Genomic DNA, 18,644 nt, shown 5'->3' with positions numbered 1-18,644 from the left:
ATGCACGGACCCTAGGTGATCGTTCAACGATCGAACAAGAGCCGGAGGCCGGTCGATGCCGCAATGAGACTCTTGTCGAATCGTTCAACAATCCCTTACGTTGAAGACGTGATCCAGGAAGTGCTCGACCTCAACGCGGACCTCGGCGAAGGCTTCGGCCGCTGGACCCTCACCGACGACGAGGCCCTGCTCTCCGTCGTGACCAGTGCCAATGTCGCCTGCGGCTTCCACGCCGGCGACCCGTCCGTGATGCGCCGGGTCTGCGACCTGGCCGCCGAGCGCGGGGTGCGCATCGGCGCGCAGGTCTCGTACCGGGACCTCGCCGGGTTCGGGCGCCGCGCCATGGACGTGCCCGCGGACGAGCTGGCGGCCGAAGTGGCGTACCAGATCGGCGCGTTGCGGGTGTTCGCGGAGGCGGCCGGGGCCACGGTGGCGTACGTCAAGCCGCACGGCGCGCTCTACAACCGGACCGTGCGCGACGAGACGCAGGCCCGTGCCGTGATCGCGGGCGTGACGCTCGCGGGCGGCGCGCTCCCGGTGCTCGGCCTGCCCGGTTCGCGGCTCCTCGACGCCGCGCAGGAGGCGGGTCTGCGGCCCGTGCGGGAGGCGTTCGCCGACCGCGCGTACACCCCCGAGGGCACGCTGGTGCCGCGCCGCGAGCCGGGTGCCGTGGTCGAGGACACCGACGCGGTGGTGCGCCGCTCCGTCGGCTTCGCGGTGGACGGCGGGGTCACGGCCTCCGACGGTTCGCACGTCGCGGTCGCGGCCCGTTCGCTGTGCGTGCACGGCGACACCCCGGGCGCGGCCCGGATCGCGGCCCGGGTGCGGGTGGCCCTGGAGGACGCCGGCGTGCGGGTGGGTGCGTTCGCATGAGCGCGGGTCTCACCGTGCGGCCCGCCGGGCGCCATGCGCTCCTGGTGGAGCTTCCCGACGCGCAGCGCACCGGCGCCTTCCACGCGGAGCTGCTGCGCCGCCGCGCCGCGGGCACGCTGCCGCCGGTGGCCGAGATCGTGCCGGGCGCCCGGACCGTCCTGCTCGACGGTGTCCCGGACCCGGCCGCGCTGGCGCGCCGGCTCGCGGACCTGGACGTCCCCACGGCGCCGCCCGCGGACGGCGCCGTCGTGGAGATCCCCGTCGTGTACGACGGCCCCGACCTGGCCGGGGTCGCCGAGCTGTGGGGCGTCGCCGAGGACGAGGTGGCCGCGCGGCACGCCGCGTACACGTACCGCGTCGCCTTCTGCGGTTTCGCCCCCGGATTCGGATATCTGACGGGACTGCCGGAGGAACTGCACGTGCCCCGGCACGCGACCCCGCGCACCCGTGTCCCGGCGGGCGCGGTGGCCCTCGCCGGCCCGTACTCGGCGGTCTACCCGCGGGCGACGCCGGGCGGCTGGCAGATCATCGGCACGATGCCCGATCCGACGCCGCTGTGGGATCCGTCGCGGGAGCGGGCGGCCTTGCTGTCTCCCGGGACGCAGGTCCGGTTCCGGCCCACGGAGGCGGACGGCCGATGACGGCGAAACTGACCGTGACCCGCCCCGGCGCCCTCACCACGGTGCAGGACGCGGGCCGGGCGGGCCACGCCCACCTGGGAGTTCCCCGCTCCGGCGCGCTCGACGCGCCGTCGATGCGGCTGGCCAACCGGCTCCTCGGCAACCCCGCCGACGCGGCCGTCCTGGAGACCACCCTCACGGGCTGCGCCCTGCGCCCCGACCGACCGGTCACCGTCCTGGTCGGCGGCGCCCCGTGCCCGGTCACGGTGGGCGGCCGCCCCGCGGCGTGGGGCAGCCCGGTGCACGTCCCGGCCGGCGCCACGCTCGACGCGGGCCCGGCCACCAGCGGCGTCCGTTCCTACGTCGCGGTCGCCGGCGGTCTCGCCGTCGACCCGGTGCTCGACAGCCGGTCCGCCGACCTCCTGTCGGGCCTCGGCCCGGCGCCGCTGGCCGCCGGGACCGTGCTCCCGGTCGGCCGCGCCCACCCGCTCCCCGCGCTCCCGGTGGCGGCGCCGTGGCCGGCTCCCCCGGCCGAGCTCGTCCTGCCGGTCCTGCTCGGCCCCCGCGCGGACTGGTTCACGCCGGCGGCCGTGCGCACCTTCCTGACCGCCACGTTCACCGTCTCGGCGCACAGCAACCGGATCGGTCTGCGCACCGAAGGGCCGTCCCTGGAGCGGGAGTCGGCGGGCGAGCTGCCCAGCGAGGGCATGGTGCTCGGCGCGGTCCAGGTGCCGCCGGACGGCCGCCCGGTGGTCTTCCTGCACGACCACCCGACGACCGGCGGCTACCCGGTGATCGCCGTCGTCCCGGAATCCGCCCTGGCCGCGGCGGCGCAGGCGGTGCCCGGCACCCCGGTGCGGTTCACCGTCGGCTGAGGCGGCGGACGAACACGTCCGCCGTCCCGTTCGTGTCGCCCGGGACGAGGTTCGTGGCGTCCGAGCCGAACACCACGGCCGAACCGTCCCGGCTGAGCGCGGCGCTCGGCAGGGCCTGGTTGTCGCTCTCGGCACCGTCCTGCCCGGCGCTCACCCGGACGTTCACCCCGGTCCTCAGGTCCCGGAGGAACAGCGGCCCCCGGGCCGTGTCCCCCGCGACGAGGTCCGTCGCGGCCGAGGTGAAGGCCACGTACCGGCCGTCGGCGCTGATCCGCGCTCCGCCCCAACTGCCTTCCGACTGACCGCCGTTCGCGTTCAGCGACACGCGCCGGGTGTCCCCGGTGCGCAGGTCGCGCACGAACGCGTCGTACGTGTTGTTCGTGTCGTCCGGCACCAGGGCCGGGTCGCTGGAGGTGAACGCGGCGTACCGGCCGTCCCCGCTGAACGTGGGCACGGTGGTCTGGGTGTACGGCTGTCCCGCGTTGTTCACGGCGAAGACCCCGGTCGTCGCGGCGCGCCGGTCGTGGACGTAGATCCGGCTCTCGAATCCCGGCTTGACCTGCCCCGCGGAGAATCCGATCCGGCTCCCGTCGGCGCTGATCGTGGCGCTGCCCAGGGTCCAGTACCCGGACGTGAACACCGTCGGGCTGATGAGGCGCGTCGTGCCCTTCTCGCGGTCCCGCAGATAGATGCCGTACGAGGTCCTGTCGCTTGTGTCGCCGTTCTCGCTGAGCGGCGAGTCGAAGACCACGTACCGCCCGTCGGCGCTCATCACGGCGGCGGTGCCGAAGCCCCCGCTCACCGGTGTGTCGTCGTCGGAGAGGCTGATCACCTCGGTGCGGCCGGTCCTGCGGTCGTGGAGGAAGTAGCCCGAGTAGTAGTCGTGGCCCTCGACGCTCCCGGTGTGGCCCCGGTAGGAGACATACCGTCCGTTGCCGCTGATCGAGGGGGCGTAACCGCCGTCCCCGATCCGCTGGACCGTGCCGCGCCGGGTGTCGCGCAGGAAGACGTCGGTGTCCCCGTCCGTGTCGCCCGGCACCAGGTTCCGCGCCTCGGACGAGAAGACGACGTACCGCCCGTCGCCGCTGATCGAGGCGCCGCCCGACGGCCCGTCGCCCTGCGTACCGTCCGCGGCGACGCTGACCCGCTCGGTCGCGCCGCCCCGGTCCTGCGCCCCGAACACCGGGCCGGTCGCCCCCATGACCACGGCGACCCCGGCCGCCACGACGGCGGCACACATCCTTCTGTTCATCGCATCCCCCGTAAGACGCACGTCCCCCGGCCCTGCGCCGAGGGCTCACGGCGATACAACCGCACCGGGGAGAAACGGGCAATCCCTCGGATGACGTACAACCTGGACGCCCCGTCAGGCGTCCTGTACCACAAGCCCCTCCTCGACGAACTCCCTGACGTGGGCCAGGACTTGATCCCGGTCGGTCCCCCGGAGCCCGATCGCCACATGGATCGAGAACCCGTCGAGCAGCGCCCGCAGCCGTGCCGCGAACCGGTCCGGGTCGACGGCCCCGAACTCGCCGCGGGAGGTGCCCTCGGCGAGCAGCGCCACGAGGTCGCGGTGCCAGGCGCGCTCGATGGCGGCCTGCCGCTCGCGGGCCCGGTCGTCGGCGCCCCGCGAGCGGTTCCACACTTCCAGCCAGAGCGTCCAGTGCGGGTCGCGGTGGCCGTCGGGCACGTACAGGTCGACGTACGCGTCGAGGCGCTCGCGTGCGGTGCCCGTGCCCGCGAGCAACTGCCGCCGCTCGTCGCCGAGTCGCCCCTCGCTCCACTCCAGCGTGCGCAGCAGCAGCTCGTCCTTGGAGCCGAAGTGGTACGCGAGGTGCCCGCTGCTCATGCCGACCTCGCGGCCGAGCGCGGCCATGGTGAGCCCGTCGAGTCCGCTGTCGGCGATCATCTCCATGGCCCGGGCGAGGACGGTGTCCAGGGGCGGGGCGGGACGGCGGCTCATCTCACGCCCCGGCCACGGGCTGCTGCTGGGTGATGCAGTGGATGCCGCCGCCGGCCGCGAAGACCGTGCGGGCGTCGACGAGGGTGACGGTGCGGGACGGGAAGAGCCGGCGGAAGACCGCCGCGGCCCGCTCGTCGTTCGGGTCGTCGAAGCCGCACAGGACGACGCCGTCGTTGCAGAGGTAGTGGTTGATGTACGAGTAGTCGACCCAGGAGCCGTCGTCGGGGTCCGTGAGGACGGTGGGGGCCGGCACCTCGACGATCTCCAGGGGGCGGCCCTGGGCGTCGGTCTGCCCGGACAGCACGCCGATGATCTCCCGGCTGACCTCGAAGTCGGGGTGGGCGGGGTCCTCCTGGGAGTGGACGAGGACGACGCCGGGCGCGGCGAACGCGGCGACGATGTCGACGTGCCCGCGCGTGCCGAACTCGCCGTAGTCGCCGGTGAGTCCGCGCGGCAGCCAGATCGCCTTGGACGTGCCGATCCGGGCGTGGACCTCGGCCTCGACGTGCTCCTTGGACCAGCCCTGGTTGCGGTCCGGGTCGAGCTGGACCGTCTCGGTCAGCAGGACGGTGCCCTCGCCGTCGACGTGGATGCCGCCGCCCTCGTTCACCAGGGGCGAGGCGTGCACGGGCACACCGGTGAGGTCGGCGACGTGCCGGGCGATCTTGGAGTCGTGCTCCCAGCGCGCCCAGTCCTGGGCGCCCCAGCCGTTGAACGTCCAGTCGACGGCGGCCAGTTGCCCGGTGCCGGCCTCCTTCACGAAGGTCGGACCGATGTCGCGCATCCACGCGTCGTCCAGGTCACGCTCGACCAGCTCGACGGCGGGGTCGAGCAGTTCGCGGGCCGAGTCGAGCTGTCCGGTGCCGACGACCATCGTCACCGGCTCGAAGCCCCGCACGGCGTTCGCGACCGACGCCCAGGCGGCGCGCGCGCCGGCCAGCTCCTGGCCGTCGGTGAAGGTCGGGTTGGGGCCCGGCCACGCCATCCAGGTGCGCTCGTGCGGTGCCCACTCGGGCGGCATGAAGTACGTCATCGGGGAGACCTCACAGGAAGTACAGGCGGTTGAGGGAGACGGAGTCGGCCGGCTCGGAGCGGATCGGTTCGCCGTCGAGGGTGACGAGTCCGGTGCGCTGGTCGACGTCGACCGCTCCCGTGCGGGAGTTGAGGCGCAGGTCGGCCGGTCCGATGCCGCGGGTGCCGCGCACGGCGACGCGGCGCCTGCGGGTCGGCATCCCGTCGTGGCCCTGGTCGACGGCGGCCTGGGCGACGAAGGCGACGGACAGTTCGGCGGGGGTCGCGCCGTGGGCACCGAACTGCGGTCCCAGGACGAGGGGTTCGCAGGTGTCGGTGGCGGCGTTCGGGTCGCCGACCACGCCGTAGGCGGGGAAGCCGGACTTCAGCACGAGCTGCGGCTTGGCGCCGAAGAACTCGGGGCGCCACAGCACGATGTCGGCCATCTTGCCGACTTCCAGGGAGCCGATCTCGTGCGCGAGGCCGTGGGCGATGGCGGGGTTGATGGTCAGCTTGGCCATGTAGCGCAGGACGCGCTCGTTGTCGTGGCCGACGCCCGGGTCGCCGAGTTCGGCCTTCATCTTCCCGGCCATCGCGAACGTGCGGCGCACGGTCTCGCCCGCGCGGCCCATGCCCTGGGCGTCGGACGAGGTGATGCCGATCGCGCCCAGGTCGTGCAGCACGTCCTCGGCGCCCATCGTCCCCGCCCGGATCCGGTCGCGGGCCATGGCGGCGTCGCCGGGCAGGTCGGGCTTGAGGTCGTGGACGGAGACGATCATGCCGTAGTGCTCGGCGACGGCGTCCCGGCCGAAGGGCAGGGTGGGGTTGGTGGAGGACCCGATGACGTTCGGGACACCCGCCATCTTGAGGACGTTCGGTACGTGTCCGCCGCCGCAGCCCTCGATGTGGAAGGCGTGGATCGTGCGACCCTCCAGCACCTTGAGGGTGTCCTCGACCGACAGGCACTCGTTCAATCCGTCGCTGTGCAGGGCGACTTGGACGTCGTGCTCCTCCGCGACGCGCAGCGCCGTGTCCAGGGCGCGGGTGTGCGCACCCATGTCCTCGTGCACCTTGAACCCGCACGCGCCGCCCTCCGCGAGGGCCTCGACGAGCGGTGCTCCGTGCGAGGACGAGCCCCGGCCGAGGAAGCCGATGTTCACGGGCCAGGCGTCGAACGCGGAGAAGGCGTGCTTCAGCGCCCACGGCGAGTTGACCCCGACGCCCCACACCGGGCCGAACTCCTGCCCGATGATCGTCGTCACGCCGGAGGCGAGCGAGGCCTCCATGATGCGCGGGGAGAGGAGGTGGACGTGGGTGTCGACGGCTCCGGCGGTGGCGATCAGCCCCTCGCCGGAGACGATGGAGGTGCCCGTGCCGACGACGACATCCACTCCGTCGAGGGTGTCCGGGTTCCCGGCCCGCCCGATCGCGTGGATGCGGCCCTCGCGGATGCCGATGGAGACCTTGCGGATGCCGAGCGCGGCGTCGATCACGACGACGTTGCTGATGACGACGTCGCAGGTGTCCCGGACGGCGGCGGCCTTCAGGTGCAGTCCGTCACGGGCCGTCTTGCCGAACCCGGCGAGGAACTCGTCCCCGTACGCCTGGGAGTCCGACTCGACCTCGATCGTGAGGCCGGAGTCGCCGAGGCGGACCCGGTCGCCGGCGCGCGGGCCGTGGGTGGCCGCGTACTCGTGCGGGGTCAGCCGGCGGGCTTCGGCGGGGTGGCCTCCGGGGCGGCTCATCGCCCGTCCTCCTTCTGGTCGACTCCGAGGTAGCCGCAGGCGGCGGCGCGGCGCAGGGCCTCCTCGCGGGCGCCCGGGGCGTCGAGGGGTCCGTCGACGAGCCCGGCGAACCCGATGGCGATCCGTGCGCCGCCGATCGGCAGGAGCCCGACCTCGGCGCTCTCCCCCGGCCCGAACCGCACCGAGGACCCGGCGGGCACCGCGAGCCGCATGCCGTACGCCTCGTCCCGGGCGAAGTCGAGCCGCGGGTTGGCCTCGAAGAAGTGGAAGTGCGAGGTGACGGAGACGGGGACGGTCGCGGTGTTGGTGACGGTCAGCGTCAACTCCGGTGCGGGGTCCGTGTGTTCCGGTCCCGGCAGCAGTGCGCCCGGCGCCCGGTCCCCCTCGGTCGCGCCGATCGGGTCGCTGACGACCGCGAGCCGCGAGCCGTCGTCGAAGACCGCCTCGACGTGCACCTCGGTGACGACGTCGGCGACGCCCGGCAGCACGTCGTCGGGCCCGAGCACGGACCGGGCCGCCTCGACGGCCTCGGCGAGCCGCCGCCCGTCGCGGGCCGCCTCGCAGACGGTGTCCGCGATCAGCGCGGTCGCCTCCGGCACGTTGAGCCGCAGGCCGCGGGCCTTGCGGGCCCGGGCGAGCTCGGCCGCGCCGAACAGCAGCAGGCGGTCGCGCTCGGTGGGGGTCAGTCGCACGCCGTCACACCTCCTCAGGTTTAGAACGCCACTCTAAACCTATCCTTCGGAGATCGAAAGCAATACAGGGCCACCTGCGGATATGCCTCATTGAGCATCGCTCTAATGGGTGACAGGGCGTGCCGGAGTACGCCGGGACGCGCCGGGGCGCGCTAGTCGGTGCCGATGTCCAGGACCGCCTTGCCGTGCAGCCGCCGGTTCAGCAGCAGCTCGACGGCATCGGCCGCCTTCCCCCACGGGCCACGCCAGGAGATCCCCGCGTCGAGCTCGCCACGCGCGACCATGCCGGCGAGCCGCTCCAGATCACGGGCGACCCCGGCGCACTCCAGAAGGTGGAAGGTCACGATCGACCGGTCGTGCCGCCCCGCGTCCCCGTAGAGCGCGCCGTACGGGAAGCTCTCGCCGTCGCCGCCCGAGTGCCCGACGGCGACGAGCGTGCCGCCGCCCGCCAACCGGTCGTACGCGGCGACGAGCCGGCGCCCGCCGACCACGTCGACGACACCGTCCAGGAGGCCCTCGACCTCGACCGGGTCCGCCACCACTTCGTGCGCCCCGAGGTCGCGCAGGGCCGCGCCGTGCCGGCCGGGGTCGCCGGTGCTCGCCACGACGCGGGCGCCGCCGAGCCGGGCGAGCTGGACCGCGTACCGGCCGACGCCGCCCGTGGCGCCGGTGATCAGGACACGGCGGCCGAGCAGCGGGCCGATCCGGTCCAGCGCACGCGCGGCGCTGGCCCCGGCGACCGGAACCGTGGCGATGGCGCCCTGGTCGGCGCCCTCGGGCACGACGCCGAGCCGGTCGGTGTCCACGGCGCGGAGCTCGGCCCAGCCGCCCGCCTCACCGAGCGTGACCACGGGGGTGCCGGCAGCGGGTCCCGATCCGTCGGCGGCGGGGCGCTCCACGACGCCCGCCGCGTCCCAGCCCAGGACGGCGCCGGGCCCGGCGAACTCGGGGCCGAACCGGACCTCGCCGTAGTTGAGGGAGGTCGCGGTGACCCGGACCAGGGCCTGGTGGGCGGCGGGCTCGGGCTCCGGGGCGGTGCCGAGACGGAGCTTTCCGGGGGCGTCGGGGTCGACGAGCAGGGCACGCATGAGCAGCACCTTTCGGCAGGCTTCGGCAGACAGCGACGGGCAGCGCGACGGTCGACGGCACGACAGGCGCCGACCGCACGACCGAGATTCTGCCACTGAGTGGCATTAGCGCTCAAGGGGCACTGGCCACCCGGATACACTCCCGGCATGGCCGAGACCGCACCGCCGTCCGCACCCGCACCCGCCCCCTCACTGCGCGAGCGGAAGAAGCGGCGCACCCGCCAGGCGCTGATCGACGCGGCCCTCGACCTGTTCACGGAGCGGGGCTTCGGCGCCGTCACCCTCGACGAGCTCTGCGACAGCGTCGAGGTCTCCAAGCGCACCTTCTTCCGGACGTTCAGCAGCAAGGAGGACGTCGCGATGGCCCCCACGCAGGACCTGTGGGCGGCCTTCCTCGACGAGCTCGACCACGCGGCCGCCGGGCCGGCCCGGCCGCTCGTCCAGGTCCTGCACGACGCGCTGCTGCGGGCGATCCGCCGGATGCCCGACGACGGCTGGGCCGACCGCGCACTGGCCAGCCGCCGCCTCGCCGCACGGACCCCGTCGATGGACGCGCACGGCCTGCAGTTCTGCGACCGCACCAGCCGCGCCGCCGTGGAGATCGCGCGACGCCGGTTCGACCTGGCCGACCCGGCGGACGACCTGCGCCCCCGGCTCGCCGTCGACCTCCTCGTCGCCGCCTTCCACCGGGCCCTGGAGCGGTGGACCGAGAGCGGCTCGCACCCCACGGCGGCCGGTCTCGCCGCGACGGTCGAGGTCGCGTTCGCGGCCGTGCCGGAGAGCCTCGCCCTGACGGCGACGCCCCACGCCTGACCGCCTCGCTTCACGAAATCCACACAAGAGGGCCGGGTACAGATCCGAAAGGTCTGGACTTGCACTCTCGCGCCAACTCCCCTGCCCCGGTTGACTCCTGACGGCTCACCAGCCACCACCCCCCACCATCAGGAGGCACCCCCATGCCCGCTCTGCCCCGCAAGCGGTACGCGTCCCTGGCGCTCGGCGCCGCACTCGCCCTGCTCCCCCTCGGCACCGCCGGGGCCGCGCCGACGCCCGCGCCGGTGGCCGGAACCCCCCTCGCCGCGGACGGGGTCCGGGCGGACGCCGATCTGCTGCGCACCCGTGCGGCCGTCGAGCGCGAACTGGGCGCGCGGGACGCCGGGAGCTACCTCGACCAGGAGACGGGCGAGCTGGTCGTCACGGTGACCAGCACCGCCGACGCGGCGACCGTCCGGGCGGCCGGGGCGCGGGCCGAGGTCGTCGCGCGCTCGGGCGCCCGGCTGGCGTCCTCCATCGGCGCGCTGGAGAAGGGCGCGAAGATACCGGGCACGACCTGGGGCGTCGACCCGAGACGCAACCAGGTCGTCGTCGACGTCGACTCGACCGTGTCGGCGGCCGAGCTCGCCCGGCTGAAGAAGGTGGCCGCCGCGCAGGACGGAGCCGTCCAGGTGCGGTCCGTGGGCGGCAAGTTCACCCAGGAGGTCGCGGGCGGCGACGCGATCTACGGCGGCGGGTACCGCTGCTCGGCCGCCTTCAACGTGTCGTCCGGGTCGACCCGCTACTTCGTGACCGCAGGGCACTGCACGAACGCGGCCACGGACTGGCGGGCCGTCTCGGGCGGCGCCGTCGTCGGACAGCGCACCGGCACCAGCTTCCCGACGAACGACTACGGCATCGTGAAGTACACCGACGGCTCGGCACCGGCCGGCAACGTCAACCTCTGGAACGGCAGCTACCAGGACATCACGTCCGCCGCCGACCCGGTCGTCGGCCAGGCCGACAGCAAGAGCGGCTCGACGACCCATCTGACGTCCGGGTCGGTGACGGCCACGAACGTCACCGTGAACTACTCCGACGGCAACACCGTCTACGGCATGGCGCGCACGAACGTCTGCTCCAGCAGCGGCGACAGCGGCGGCGCCCACTTCTCCGGCACGACGGCGCTCGGCATCCACTCGGGCTCCGGCGGCACCTGCACGAACGGGGTGGGCTCCGCGCTGTTCCAGCCGGTGCGGGAGGCGCTGAGCGCGTACGGGGTCAACGTCTACTGACCGCCGTACGGTACGCCGAAGGGCCGCACCCCCGCCGGGGTGCGGCCCTTCGGGACGCGGGCCGGATCAGCCCAGCGGGTGCATCCAGCCGTGCGTGTCCGCGGTCTTGCCGCGCTGGATGTCGAGCAGGGCGTCGCGCAGCTTCATCGTGACCTCGCCGGCCGCGCCGCCGGACTGCTGCCACTCGCCGCTCGCGCGCTTGACCGTGCCGACGGGGGTGATGACCGCGGCGGTGCCGCAGGCGAAGACCTCGGTGAGGGCGCCGGACTCGGAGTCCGCCTGCCACTGGTCGATGGAGACGCGGGCCTCCTCGGACTCGTAGCCGAGGTCGCGAGCGACCTGGAGGAGCGAGTCGCGGGTGACGCCCGCGAGCAGCGAGCCCGTGAGCGTCGGCGTGACGATCTTGTCGCCGTACACGAAGTACAGGTTCATGCCGCCGAGTTCCTCGACCCACTTGTGCTCGACGGCGTCGAGGTAGGCGACCTGGTCGCAGCCCTTGGCCGCGGCCTCGGCCTGCGCGAGCAGGGACGCCGCGTAGTTGCCGCCGGTCTTGGCGTCGCCGACGCCGCCGGGGACGGCGCGCACGCGGTCCTCGGAGAGCCAGATGGAGACGGGCTTCACGCCGCCGGAGAAGTACGCGCCGGCCGGGGAGGCGATGACGATGAACAGGTACTCGCTCGCCGGCTTCACGCCGAGACCGACCTCGGTCGCGATCATGAACGGGCGCAGGTAGAGGGACTCCTCGCCGCCGTGCGCCGGGACCCAGTCCTTGTCCTGCTGGACGAGCAGGTCACAGGCCTCGATGAACGTCTCGACCGGCAGCTCGGGCATGCCCAGGCGCCAGGCCGAGTGCTGGAAGCGCTTGGCGTTCATGTCGGGGCGGAAGGTGGCGACGGTGCCGTCGGGCTGGCGGTACGCCTTGAGGCCCTCGAAGATCTCCTGCGCGTAGTGCAGGACGTTCGTGGCCGGGTCGAGGGAGAGCGGCCCGTAGGGCACGAGCTGCCCGTCGTGCCAGCCGCGGCCCTCGGTCCACTTGACGGTGACCATGTGGTCGGTGAAGTGGCGGCCGAATCCGGGGCTCTCCAGGATCGCCTCGCGCTCCGCCGCGGACAGCGGGGTCGAGGAGGGCTTGAGCTCGATCGTGGGCGTCGTCATGGTTGCGTGTCCTTCACCGTTGGTTGTGACGGACCGCGCTCACGCCTGCACTCCTTGTACTAGGACGTCCGAGCTTCCACGTACATCGCGGCCCCGCGTTCGATTATCGCGCGTGGCGAGGTGTGCTCGAAACGGACCAGGTGAGTGCCGTGGTGTGATGCGGCCCAGGTGTTGATGGTGGCACCCGGAGGCCGCATACGAGAAGCCGCCGGGCGCGGTGTGCGACCCGGCGGCTGCTGCCGTGCTGTGGTGAGCGCCGGGTCAGCCGGCTACTCGGGCGGCGAGCGCGTCGCCGATCTCCTCGGTCGAGCGGACGGAGTCGCCGCGCTCGCCGAGGTCGGCGGAGACGGCGGTCTCGATGCGCTCGGCCTCCGACTCGTAGCCGAGGTGACGCAGGAGGAGGGCGACCGAGAGGACCGTGGCGGTCGGGTCGGCCTTGCCCTGGCCCGCGATGTCCGGGGCCGAGCCGTGCACGGGCTCGAACATCGAGGGGAACTCGCGGCCCGGGTTGATGTTCCCGGAGGCCGCGACGCCGATGCCGCCGGAGACGGCCGCGGCGAGGTCGGTGATGATGTCGCCGAAGAGGTTGTCGGTGACGATCACGTCGAAGCGGGCCGGGTCGGTGACGAGGTAGATCGTCGCGGCATCGACGTGGATGTAGTCGGTGGTGACCTCGGGGAACTCCTGCGCCACCTTGTTGAAGACGTTCGTCCACAGGTGGCCCGCGAAGGTCAGCACGTTGTTCTTGTGGACCAGCGTGAGCTTCTTGCGGGGGCGGGCCTGGGCGCGGGCGAAGGCGTCCCGGACCACGCGCTCCACACCGAACGCGGTGTTGACGGAGACCTCGGTGGCGACCTCGTGCTCGGTGCCCTTGCGGATCGTGCCGCCGTTGCCGGTGTACGGACCCTCGGTGCCCTCGCGGACGACGACGAAGTCGATCTCCGGCTGGCCGGCGAGCGGGGTGGAGACGCCGGGGAGGAGCTTCGACGGACGCAGGTTCACGTGGTGGTCGAAGGCGAAGCGGAGCTTGAGCAGGAAGCCGCGCTCCAGGACGCCGGACGGGACCGAGGGGTCGCCGATGGCGCCGAGCAGGATGGCGTCGTGCTTCTTGAGGGCGTCGAGGTCGGCGTCGGTGAGCGTCTCACCGGTCGCGTGGTAGCGCTTGGCGCCGAAGTCGAACTCCTCGGTCTCCAGCTTCACGTCCTGCGGAAGGACGGCGGAGAGGACCTTGAGCCCCTGGGCCACGACCTCCTGGCCGATGCCGTCACCGGGGATCACTGCGAGATTGAGGATGCGAGTACTTGCCGACATGCACAGCACCGTACTCCTTGTCCCATGGGATGACATGCGATGTCCACCATCCGGACAGCCAGGTTTCCGTTCCCCTTTGTTCATCCTTATGTCTGGCGGGAGTTGGAGGTTACTGGGAAGTTTTCGGTCATGGACACTCCGAACGTCGGCATCCCCCCACAGCTCGCCCGCCGGATGAGCATGCCCGAGCAGCACGAGTACCTCCGGACGAAGTTCAGCAGGCGGCGCGCCCTGACCGGGGCGGCGGCCACGGTCGGCGGGGCGGCGCTGCTCGGTGGCGGCGGGGCGGCCGCGGCGTCGCCGGTGTACGCCGCGCCCGTGCAGATCCGCCGGGCCGCCGTGCGGGTCGACGGCTCGCTGGTCGCGCCCTTCGGGCGGCACCTCGCCTTCGGCGCCGACCCGAAGACGCAGATGCGGGTCTCCTGGCAGGTGCCGTTCGCGGTCGACCGCCCTTACGTACGGGTCGGGCTGAAGCCGTGGGAGCTGAGCCGGAAGGTCGAGGCCGAGGTCCGCGCGCTGCACACGCCGTCGCTGTCGAAGAAGCTGCCGGCGGTCGAGCAGCACTATCTGCATGTCGCCCTGGACGGCCTGAAGCCGGGCACGACCTATTACTACGGCGTCGGCCACGACGGCTTCGACCCGGCGGACGCGGAGCGCCTGGGCACGCTCGGCACGTTCCGCACGGCCCCGGCGGCGCCGGAGACGTTCGTGTTCACCGCCTTCGGCGACCAGGGCGTCAGCTATGACGCGCTCGCCAACGACCAGGTGATCCTGGGCCAGAACCCGTCCTTCCACCTGCACGCGGGCGACATCTGCTACGCCGACTCCACGGGCCACGGCAAGGAGTCGGACACGTACGACGCGCGCGTGTGGGACCAGTTCCTCGCGCAGACGGAGACGGTCGCCAAGTCGGTGCCGTGGATGGTGACGACCGGCAACCACGACATGGAGGCCTGGTACTCGCCGAACGGCTACGGCGGGCAGAGCGCGCGCTGGTCGCTGCCGGGCAACGGCCCGGACCCGGCGAACGCTCCCGGCGTCTACTCCTTCACGTACGGGAACGTGGGCGTGGTCGCGCTCGACGCGAACGACGTCTCGTACGAGATCCCCGCCAACAAGGGCTGCACGGACGGCAAGCAGACCGCATGGCTGGACAGGCGGCTCGGGGAGCTGCGGGCGCGCGACGACATCGAGTTCGTCGTGGTCTTCTTCCACCACTGCATGTACTCGACGTCCACCCACGCGTCGGACGGCGGGGTCCGCGACGCGTGGCTGCCGCTCTTCACCAAGCACCAGGTGGACCTGGTGATCAACGGGCACAACCACGTGTACGAGCGCACGGACGCGGTCAAGGGCGGCGGGAACGGCGAGGTCGGCAGGCCGGTGCCGGTCGGCGCGTCGACCGATCCGACGCGCGACGGCATCGTGTACGTCACCGCGGGCGGCGCCGGCAAGGACCTCTATGGCTTCGGGCTCGGCGTGAAGGACAGCTACGAAGGCAACGTGCACGACCGGGACTCGATCGTCACCTTCCACTGGACGACGTCACGTCTGCCCGACCCGGACACCGTGGAGTGGTCCCGGGTGCGGTACACCGGCTTCTCGTTCCTCGCGGTGGAGGTGGAGAAGGGCAGGATGAAGGTCTCCGCGCTGGCCGAGAGCGGCGAGCGCATCGACCACTTCGAGGTGCGACGGGGAGCGTGAGGCGCAGGGACCGGTCTCAGTGACCGGTCTCGCCGCCGTTGTCCCTGCGGTCCAGTGCGCGCTGGAGGGCGGCGGCGGCGATCTTCGCGGTCTGCCGGTCGGCTTCGCTCGACGGGGAGACGTGACGGACTCGGCGGCGGACGGGCGTCGCAGTGGCCATGGTGATCGACTCCTTGAGATCACATCGGGACGCGCGAAAGTGCGCGCACCTACGGGGATTTCGAGGCGCCGGAAGGGGCGGGGAGCGGGGAGCTGCAGGGGTTGCCTGCCCGGTGCTCCGACTCACTGCCGCCCTTCGCCAGGTGGGCGAGACGTTCGGCTCCTACAAAGCTAGGACAGGTCTCTGCTTCTGTCTCCACAATTACTCGGACTTCCTACTATCTGAGACGGCTCTCACGCCTTCAGACCCCTGAGCTCGCGGATCAGGCCACGGACCGGTCCGGTTCCGGCCAGCTCGGGAGTGGTCACGTACCCGACGGAACGGACCGGCCGGTCCGGCCCGAGGTCGGTGATCTCGACGGTCGACGGCGCCCCGCGCAGCGCGAGCTCCGGCATGATCGCCATGCCGAGTCCGGTGCCGACCATGGACAGCACGGTGCCGTCGTCCTCGGCGCGGACGGTGGCGCGCGGGATCCAGTCCTGGGCGGCCCACCAGTCGCGGGTGTACGAGCCGCAGTTCTCGGTCCAGTCGACGAGCGGGAGCGTGCGCGGCGCCGGATGGCCGGCCGGGTGCACGAGGGAGTACTCCTCCTCGACGAGCACGTCGCCGACGAGCCCGGCCGGCAGCGGGCCGCTGCCGCCGAGCGTGGCGATCGCGAGGTCCGCGCGCCCGGCCGCGACCTCCCCCGCGGTGCCCGCGCCGACGTCCCGCACCACGCGCACCTCGGGCTCGATGCCGGGGTGCCGTGCGGCGAGCGCCTCCAGGGCGGGCGGCAGCAGGTGCAGCGCGGCGCTGCGGAACGCGGCGATGCGCAGCGGGCCCTGGACGGTACCGGGTTCGGCGCGGGCCTCCGCCGCCATGAGCGCGAGCAGGCGCAGGACGCGGCGGGCGTGGCCGACGACCTTCGTACCGGCGTCGGTGGGCCGGGCGCCGGAGCGGCCTCGCGCGAAGAGGACGGCGCCGAGCTTGCGCTCGCTGCCGCGCACGGAGTGGGAGACGGCGGACTGGGTCACGCCGAGGGCGGCCGCGGCGGCGGAGAAGCCGCCCTCGTCCGCCACCGCCACGAGGATCCGCAGCTCGTGCGGCGCGAGGTCGTTCGACGGAGTCACGTACGGTCCCACCTGCTTCTATGAGGACCGCTCATGGCCGCGGCCGGTGTATGAGCGCAACCCCCTGCCCGGCGCACGCATTCCTTCCTACGGTCACGGACATGAGCAATGACCTCGCCGTCACCGTGCAGCAGACCGCCCGCCCGAACGGGCCCGCCACCGCCGACCACTTCCGCTTCGTCGAGTCGCCGGTCCCCGAACCGGCCCCCGGCACGGCCCTGGTGGAGAACCTCTACTGGTCCGTCGACCCCTACCACCGCGAGCTGATGGACGAGTCGCCCTACGGCTCCTTCGCCCTGGACACGCCGCTGGAGGGCCGCGCACTCGGCCGGGTGACCGCCTCGCGGACCCCCGCGTTGGCCGAGGGCGAGATCGTCTTCCACCGGCAGGGCTGGCGCACCCACTCCGTGGTGCGTCCGGAGGAGGTCCGGCACGTCCCGTCGTTCGACGGGGTGCCGCTCTCGGCGCACCTGAGCATCCTCGGCGGTACGGGCCTGACGGCGTACGTGGGACTCACCCGGATCGCCGAACTGCGGCCGGGGCAGGACCTGTTCGTGTCGGCGGCGGCCGGGGGCGTGGGCACGGCGACCGGGCGGATCGCGCGGCTGCTCGGGGCCGGGCGGATCGTGGGCAGCGCGGGCTCGGCCGCGAAGGCGGCGTACCTGACCGAGCACGTCGGCTACGACGAGGTCTTCGACTACCGTACGGGCGGCCCGGTCGCCGACCAGCTGGCGAAGGCGGCGCCGACCGGCATCGACGTCTTCGTCGACAACGTCGGCGGGGAGCAGCTGGGCGCGGCGATCGGGGCGCTGCGCGACCGGGGCCGGGTGGTGCGGATCGGCACGGTCGGCCAGTACGACACCGGCACGGACGCGCCGCCGGTCCTCTTCAACCACGCGGACGTGGTGGAGAAGAGCCTGCGCATCGAGGGGTTCCTGGTCGCCCACCACCAGGACGTGCAGGAGGAGCTGTACGCGTTCGCGGTGCCGCACCTGCAGAGCGGCCGGATCGGTCTCGACGAGACCGTGGTGGACGGGTTCGGACGGATCGTGGAGGCGTTCCTGGGGATGCTGCGCGGCGAGAACCTGGGGAAGATCGTCGTGCGGGCGGCCGCCTAGCCGCGCCGGTCCCTCAGAGGATGTCACCGTCCCGCCAGTCGACGAGCAGCCGGTGGGACGGGTCGAGGGCGCGGGCGGCCGCGGCCGGGAAGAGGAACGGCGGTTCCTCGTCCGGGAGTTGGACGACGCCGTCCGGACCGTAGGCGGCGAACGGGCCGTCCCAGCGCAGCCACCCCCGGGCCGCGTACAGCCGCGCGCCCTCCTCGGAGGCGGACAGCGCGCCGAGGTCGTAGGCGGCCCCGATCACCCGCTCCAGGGCGCCCATGACGCGCCCGCCGAGCCCGGCATGCCGTGCGTCCTGCCGGACGGCGACGGCCTCCACGTACCCGACGCGCAGGGTGCGGCCCTCGTGGACGGCGTGGCGCTGGGCGACGGAGCCGTGGGCGACGAGTTCGCCCGCGTCGTCGTGCACGAGGGCGTGGACGCCGCCGAGGGAGTGCGCCCAGTCGGCGTCGGAGAAGTCGCCGTGGAAGGCGGCGTCCAACAGGGCGCGGACGGCGGTCAGTTCACCGTCACCGGCGAGGTCGGCGGTGTGGGCGGTGCGCAGGGTGGTCACCGGGACACGGTACTCAGGGCGCACTTGAGTACGTGCCCCGATACGGCCGCCCCGGCGCGGCGGCAGAGTCGACGCCATGAACGGCCTCTACTCCCTCAAGCCCTGGTACGCGAACCGGCTCGCCGGTGTCCGCGCCGGGTGCGCGGCGCACGGCGTCTCGCCCGACACGCTGACGTGGGCGGGCGTGGTGTGCGGCGGCGCGGCGGGCGCGGCCCTGGCGTTCCTGCCCGCGCCGCTCGCCGCGCTGCCGGTCGCGGTCCTGGTGGCGGCGCGGCTCGCCTTCGCCAACCTGGACGGCGCCCTGGCCCGGGACACCGGCCGCACGACGCGCCGGGGCGCGGTCCTCAACGAACTCGGCGACCGGGCGGCCGATCTGGCGCTGCTCGCCGGTTTCCTGACGGTGGCCCCGCTCTGGCTGGTGGCGACGGCGGCGCTCGCGGCCACGCTCCCCTCCTGGGTCGCGCTCGCGGGCGCCGCGGCGGGCGCCCCGCGCCGCAACGGCGGCCCGGTCGGCAAGACGGAACGCTGCGCGCTGGCCGTGCTCGCGGCGGCGTCCGGCTGGTATGTGCCGGTCCTCGCGGTGATCGCCGCGGGGTCCGCGGTCACGGCGGCGGTA

The 18,644-nt window shown here is 73.3% G+C and carries 19 protein-coding genes; 8 read left to right on the top strand and 11 right to left on the bottom strand.

All coding sequences use genetic code 11. The features are described from left to right. The first annotated feature begins 120 nt into the window (after nucleotides 1-120). From M4J07_RS17515 to M4J07_RS17505, 3 genes are read left to right on the top strand one after another with little or no spacing between them, the layout of a single operon-like run. Nucleotides 121-873 (top strand): LamB/YcsF family protein, encoded by a 753-nt coding sequence (locus tag M4J07_RS17515; protein ID WP_255972957.1) that lies wholly within the window; start codon nucleotides 121-123, stop codon nucleotides 871-873. Beyond that, nucleotides 870-1,514 carry a 5-oxoprolinase subunit B family protein gene (locus M4J07_RS17510; protein ID WP_255972911.1) on the top strand — a complete coding sequence of 215 codons (645 nt, stop codon included), beginning with the start codon at nucleotides 870-872 and terminating at the stop codon, nucleotides 1,512-1,514. The genes M4J07_RS17515 and M4J07_RS17510 overlap by 4 nt, the downstream gene beginning before the upstream one ends. Continuing rightward, complete coding sequence (locus M4J07_RS17505; RefSeq protein WP_255972909.1) at nucleotides 1,511-2,368, top strand: 5-oxoprolinase subunit C family protein; 858 nt, start codon at nucleotides 1,511-1,513, stop codon at nucleotides 2,366-2,368. Before M4J07_RS17510 ends, M4J07_RS17505 begins: the two co-directional genes overlap by 4 nt. Here M4J07_RS17505 and M4J07_RS17500 read toward each other — a convergent pair. The 6 genes from M4J07_RS17500 to M4J07_RS17475 all read right to left on the bottom strand — a co-directional run bounded on the left by M4J07_RS17500 (nucleotide 2,355) and on the right by M4J07_RS17475 (nucleotide 8,867). After that, a complete protein-coding gene (locus M4J07_RS17500) occupies nucleotides 2,355-3,620 on the bottom strand; it encodes a hypothetical protein (RefSeq protein ID WP_255972907.1) in 1,266 nt (421 codons plus the stop codon). The two genes, M4J07_RS17505 and M4J07_RS17500, sit on opposite strands and share 14 nt — an antisense overlap. 114 nt (nucleotides 3,621-3,734) lie before the next feature. Continuing rightward, nucleotides 3,735-4,331 (bottom strand): TetR/AcrR family transcriptional regulator, encoded by a 597-nt coding sequence (locus M4J07_RS17495; RefSeq protein ID WP_255972905.1) that lies wholly within the window; start codon nucleotides 4,329-4,331, stop codon nucleotides 3,735-3,737. 1 nt (nucleotide 4,332) lies between these two features. Beyond that, nucleotides 4,333-5,364, bottom strand: coding sequence for an agmatine deiminase family protein (locus M4J07_RS17490; RefSeq protein ID WP_255972903.1), 1,032 nt, complete (start codon nucleotides 5,362-5,364; stop codon nucleotides 4,333-4,335). 10 nt (nucleotides 5,365-5,374) lie between these two features. Beyond that, nucleotides 5,375-7,087, bottom strand: coding sequence for an urease subunit alpha (locus tag M4J07_RS17485; protein ID WP_255972901.1), 1,713 nt, complete (start codon nucleotides 7,085-7,087; stop codon nucleotides 5,375-5,377). Further along, nucleotides 7,084-7,779: an urease subunit gamma gene (gene ureA, locus M4J07_RS17480; protein WP_255972899.1), complete on the bottom strand. Its 696-nt coding sequence runs from the start codon at nucleotides 7,777-7,779 to the stop codon at nucleotides 7,084-7,086. Before ureA ends, M4J07_RS17485 begins: the two co-directional genes overlap by 4 nt. A gap of 152 nt (nucleotides 7,780-7,931) precedes the next feature. Next, nucleotides 7,932-8,867, bottom strand: a complete 936-nt coding sequence (locus M4J07_RS17475) for a zinc-binding dehydrogenase (RefSeq protein WP_255972897.1) — start codon at nucleotides 8,865-8,867, stop codon at nucleotides 7,932-7,934. Between the two features lie 147 nt (nucleotides 8,868-9,014). On the opposite strand from M4J07_RS17475, the gene M4J07_RS17470 reads away from it, so the two are divergent. Further along, nucleotides 9,015-9,680: a TetR family transcriptional regulator gene (locus M4J07_RS17470; protein WP_255972895.1), complete on the top strand. Its 666-nt coding sequence runs from the start codon at nucleotides 9,015-9,017 to the stop codon at nucleotides 9,678-9,680. Nucleotides 9,681-9,823: 143 nt separating this feature from the next. Continuing rightward, a complete protein-coding gene (locus M4J07_RS17465; protein ID WP_255972893.1) occupies nucleotides 9,824-10,915 on the top strand; it encodes a S1 family peptidase in 1,092 nt (363 codons plus the stop codon). A 66-nt stretch (nucleotides 10,916-10,981) separates the two neighbouring features. On the opposite strand, the gene M4J07_RS17460 is transcribed toward M4J07_RS17465, so the two are convergent. Further along, entirely contained in the window at nucleotides 10,982-12,070 is a 1,089-nt protein-coding gene (locus M4J07_RS17460; RefSeq protein ID WP_255972891.1) for a branched-chain amino acid aminotransferase, read from the bottom strand. A 261-nt stretch (nucleotides 12,071-12,331) separates the two neighbouring features. After that, nucleotides 12,332-13,381 (bottom strand): 3-isopropylmalate dehydrogenase, encoded by a 1,050-nt coding sequence (locus tag M4J07_RS17455; RefSeq protein ID WP_255972889.1) that lies wholly within the window; start codon nucleotides 13,379-13,381, stop codon nucleotides 12,332-12,334. 129 nt (nucleotides 13,382-13,510) lie between these two features. Between M4J07_RS17455 and M4J07_RS17450 the strand changes: the two genes are divergently transcribed. Then, a complete protein-coding gene (locus tag M4J07_RS17450) occupies nucleotides 13,511-15,085 on the top strand; it encodes a purple acid phosphatase family protein (protein ID WP_255972888.1) in 1,575 nt (524 codons plus the stop codon). Between the two features lie 16 nt (nucleotides 15,086-15,101). Here M4J07_RS17450 and M4J07_RS17445 read toward each other — a convergent pair whose 3' ends face one another. Both M4J07_RS17445 and M4J07_RS17440 read right to left on the bottom strand, forming a co-directional pair. After that, entirely contained in the window at nucleotides 15,102-15,245 is a 144-nt protein-coding gene (locus M4J07_RS17445; protein WP_255972887.1) for a hypothetical protein, read from the bottom strand. A gap of 233 nt (nucleotides 15,246-15,478) precedes the next feature. Further along, nucleotides 15,479-16,354: a LysR family transcriptional regulator gene (locus M4J07_RS17440; protein ID WP_255972885.1), complete on the bottom strand. Its 876-nt coding sequence runs from the start codon at nucleotides 16,352-16,354 to the stop codon at nucleotides 15,479-15,481. Between the two features lie 101 nt (nucleotides 16,355-16,455). Between M4J07_RS17440 and M4J07_RS17435 the strand changes: the two genes are divergently transcribed. Continuing rightward, nucleotides 16,456-17,472: an MDR family NADP-dependent oxidoreductase gene (locus M4J07_RS17435; RefSeq protein ID WP_255972883.1), complete on the top strand. Its 1,017-nt coding sequence runs from the start codon at nucleotides 16,456-16,458 to the stop codon at nucleotides 17,470-17,472. Between the two features lie 13 nt (nucleotides 17,473-17,485). Here the strand turns inward: M4J07_RS17435 and M4J07_RS17430 are convergent, their stop codons facing one another. Further along, on the bottom strand, nucleotides 17,486-18,028 hold the full coding sequence (locus tag M4J07_RS17430) for a GNAT family N-acetyltransferase (protein ID WP_255972881.1): 543 nt from the start codon (nucleotides 18,026-18,028) through the stop codon (nucleotides 17,486-17,488). 76 nt (nucleotides 18,029-18,104) lie between these two features. Between M4J07_RS17430 and M4J07_RS17425 the strand changes: the two genes are divergently transcribed. Then, nucleotides 18,105-18,644, top strand: a 540-nt coding sequence (locus tag M4J07_RS17425; RefSeq protein ID WP_255972880.1) for a CDP-alcohol phosphatidyltransferase family protein, incomplete at its 3' end; no start/stop codon positions are given.

Source organism: Streptomyces longispororuber (assembly GCF_024448165.1).
In the GTDB taxonomy this organism is placed as follows: domain Bacteria; phylum Actinomycetota; class Actinomycetes; order Streptomycetales; family Streptomycetaceae; genus Streptomyces; species Streptomyces longispororuber_A.
This window is presented reverse-complemented; position numbering and strand designations above follow the sequence as displayed.